General features: G+C 44.3%; 3 protein-coding genes and 1 pseudogene. All 4 read right to left on the bottom strand.

What is annotated here, in order from left to right:
• Window positions 1-944: phage tail protein (locus ACFILW_RS08775; protein WP_375685580.1), on the bottom strand; the 944-nt coding region annotated here is incomplete at its 3' end.
• A gap of 7 nt (window positions 945-951) precedes the next feature.
• Window positions 952-1,965, bottom strand: coding sequence for a phage tail protein (locus ACFILW_RS08770; protein ID WP_375685579.1), 1,014 nt, complete (start codon window positions 1,963-1,965; stop codon window positions 952-954).
• Window positions 1,966-1,973: 8 nt separating this feature from the next.
• Window positions 1,974-2,975 (bottom strand): phage tail protein, encoded by a 1,002-nt coding sequence (locus ACFILW_RS08765; protein ID WP_375685578.1) that lies wholly within the window; start codon window positions 2,973-2,975, stop codon window positions 1,974-1,976.
• Window positions 2,976-2,987: 12 nt separating this feature from the next.
• Window positions 2,988-3,365: pseudogene (locus ACFILW_RS08760) on the bottom strand (lytic transglycosylase); the annotation flags it as partial.

The following is a 3,365-nucleotide window of genomic DNA, read 5'->3' as shown; positions in this document are numbered from 1 at the left end:
TCTGTAAACCAAAAGGGGGTCTCTACCTGTGGACTTCCTGTTATTTGGTCAAATTCTTGATTACACCTTTCCAAGGCATCCCCACTCAAACCTACACACTCTTCGTCTATAGCTCTCTTTCGCCTTGTCACGGGCGCTTCAGAAGAAGAAATATCCCGTTTTTTTCGTGAAGAACGACCATCAGAAGAGGCGGGACCTATAAAATGTTCATGCCCTTTCAAAGAATAGCCTTGAAGACTTGCAAAAGAACGCCAAGGGTCTAAATTGCGTTCATTATCAAGTCCCCGTAAAAATAGCCCCCGAAAATCGGGAACATTAAACGTCGTGGCGCCATCTCCTTCTCCCCACGTCGTTCCTATCGCAGAAAATAAATCCCAATAAACATACCGTGAATAAGCACTCCCATCACATGGCAACCAACCATCCGGCAAACGTTCCATTGCAAACGGTCCTATCAGACCGGAAGGTAAGCGTTTTAAGGAAGAAACTTTGCCCCTTGTCGGGTTGAGAACTTGCCAACCCATAAGCTCTTCATCATACACAAGCGTATAAAGACAGCCATCTTGTATCTCTCCTCCCGATAAGGCTAATAAACCATTTTCTGTCGCCTTATAAACGGGCTTACCGGCTAAATTATTTAAAGCAATTGTTGTCGCCCCAACATTCTTGCCTTTCGCTTTAAAACAAACTGATATGCCATTCTTATACTCTAAAAATGCCGATTGGCTTAAAAGCCTTATCAACGTCGTCTGTTGTTCAGCATCAACCGTAAAAGTGCTTTCAATCACACCACTCGTATCGGATAAATATTCACGCACACGCTGCATCATCACACGAGCGCTATTATTAACCGTGTTAGGGTGCTGTCCCTCTGACCAATTAATTAAAGCATCAGCACCACCATTCTCAGATGCCGTTAAAGACCAATCATAAATCGTGGACATCTGAACCTCACGTCTTGATTCCAAACACAACACTCATATTAATCGGGCGCGTCTCACTTACACCTGAACTTGCCAATGCAACATCACGCATATGAAGGTGGGAATGGGGAAAGGCAAGCTTATGGTGCACGCGTATATCCTCTGCCCGCACACCCAAACGTTCAGCAAGCTTCAACCTTTGCTGGTCATTCAACACATACCCCCAGATGATCGTCATATCACCATGCCAACTCTCTTCCTGATTTTCATCATTCAAAATCGTAAAGGATTGACCACTATGATCATGCTTTCTTATTGCGTCATTCTGTAAAGTGCCAAGATAACGAAAGCGGTCTATCTCGCGGTCATCATCAACACCTCGTAAAAAAACACCACGCAAATCGGGAACGTTAAACTTGTTCCAAGTATCAGCTCCACCCCACCTGATCCCTATCGCTTCATAAAGAGCAGGATAATCACTGCACGAATAAGCCTTTCCATCACATGGCAACCAACCATCCGGCAAAACTTGCATCCCAAAAATCCCTATCGTCCCTGTCGGATAAATGGGAATAACCGGTTCTGGTGATAAAGAGAGAGGCGTAGGATTTAAAACTTGCCAAGCATGATCCCTATAAACCAAGCTATAAATGCATCCCCTTTGAAGCTCACCTCCAGATAATGCACGGATACCTAATTCCGTTGCCTTATAAACCGGCTTACCGGCTAAATCATTCAAGGCAATTGCGGTTTTCCCAACATTCTTGCCCTTTGCTTTAAAACAAACTGATATCCCATTCTTATACTCTAAAAATGCCGATTGGCTTTGAAGTCTTATCAACGTCGTCTGTTGTTCAGCATCAACCGTAAAACTGCTTTCAATCACACCACTCGTATCGGATAAATATTCACGCACACGCTGCATCATCACACGAGCACTATTATTCAGACTACTAGGACGTTGTCCTTTTGACCAATCTATTAAATCATCACAATAGGCATTCAAGGAGGCATTTAAAGACCAATCATAGATCGTCGACATCTTACACCTCATGTCTTAATCGCAAACAGAACACTCACATTTACTGGACGCGTCTCGCCTTCACCAGTGCTCTCCAAAACAACCTCTTGGCTCTCATCAAGAGTATAAGAACTTACAATGTAGCCTCCTAAATTCTCACGCTCTATACCCATAAAATTCGCTAGAGAGCTCCCCCCAAACAAGCCTAGACGATAGCCCAATACATCTGTCGTATTCCCATCCCAAAAGTTTTCGTTGCTGGTAAAATGAGACATCGAAAGGCTCTGTCCTTGATGTTGGTGAGACTCGATTAAATCTGTTTGCACACTTGCAAAAGAACGCCCCTCATCAATATTGCGCCCTCCATCAACACCCCGTAAAAACATCCCTCGAAAATCCGGAACATTAAATGTCGTAACGCCATCCCCCTCTCCCCAAACCGTTCCTATCGTCTCAAATAAATCACGATAATCACGACGCAAATAAGCCTTCCCATCGCAAATTAACCAATCCTTTGGAATCCCGCGCATTCCAAACGTTCCTATAAAACCCGTGGGATAAAGACTGCTTTCTTCTTCTAAAGGGATAGAGGTAGGATTAACAAGATGCCAATGATCTCCATTATAAAACAATGTATAAATGCACCCTTGTTGGATTTCGCCCCCTGATAAAAGCGATAAACCCGTTTCCGTTGCCTTATAAACCGGCTTGCCATCTAAAGCATTTAAGACAATCGTGGTCGCTCCAACATTCTTACCCATAGCCATAAAGCGCAAAACGATACCATTCTTATACTCTAAAAACTGTGAGCTGCTTGCAACTCGTATCACACTCGTTTGTTGGACATGATCATTTGTAACAATGCCTTCAAGCTCTCCACCCGTGTCTGACAAGTATTCCTTTACGCGCTGCATCATCACACGGGCGCTCGTGTTCACACTGCTAGGATGCTGTCCTTCAGACCAATCAATCAAATCATCTACGCGCGTATTATCCGCCGCTCTAAGCGACCAATCATAGATCGTTGACATCTCTCATAAATCCTAATTCCGGTAAAATGGTCCGTAAAACGCCCGCATGAATTGCGTCATCAAAGGATTATCATCATCACTCTCTTCTTCTTCCGAAGCCTCTTCTTGTGATGCTAATAATGCCCTTAAAACCTCTAACAAGTTGTCTCTATTTCTAATGCCACCATGCGCTGTAGGACTTGCTCTATGAGGCTGCCCACCATACATCTGTAATACACGGTTGACAAAATCACTTGCACGCATAGCGTTGTTTCCACCATTCAAGCCAACCGCATTGCTCCCAACAATTTGCGCCGCATTGGCATGGGGATTTTGCAAAAGCCGCGCGGCTCCTCCTGCACCTTGTTGATGTGCTAAATACAACTCCGCTTCACTAGGCGCTCTTCCCAA

This window comes from Bartonella sp. TT110JLCBS (assembly GCF_042193405.1).
Classification (GTDB): Bacteria; Pseudomonadota; Alphaproteobacteria; order Rhizobiales; family Rhizobiaceae; genus Bartonella.
Note: the sequence above shows the minus strand (reverse complement) of the source record. Positions and strands in the feature narration are given on the sequence as shown.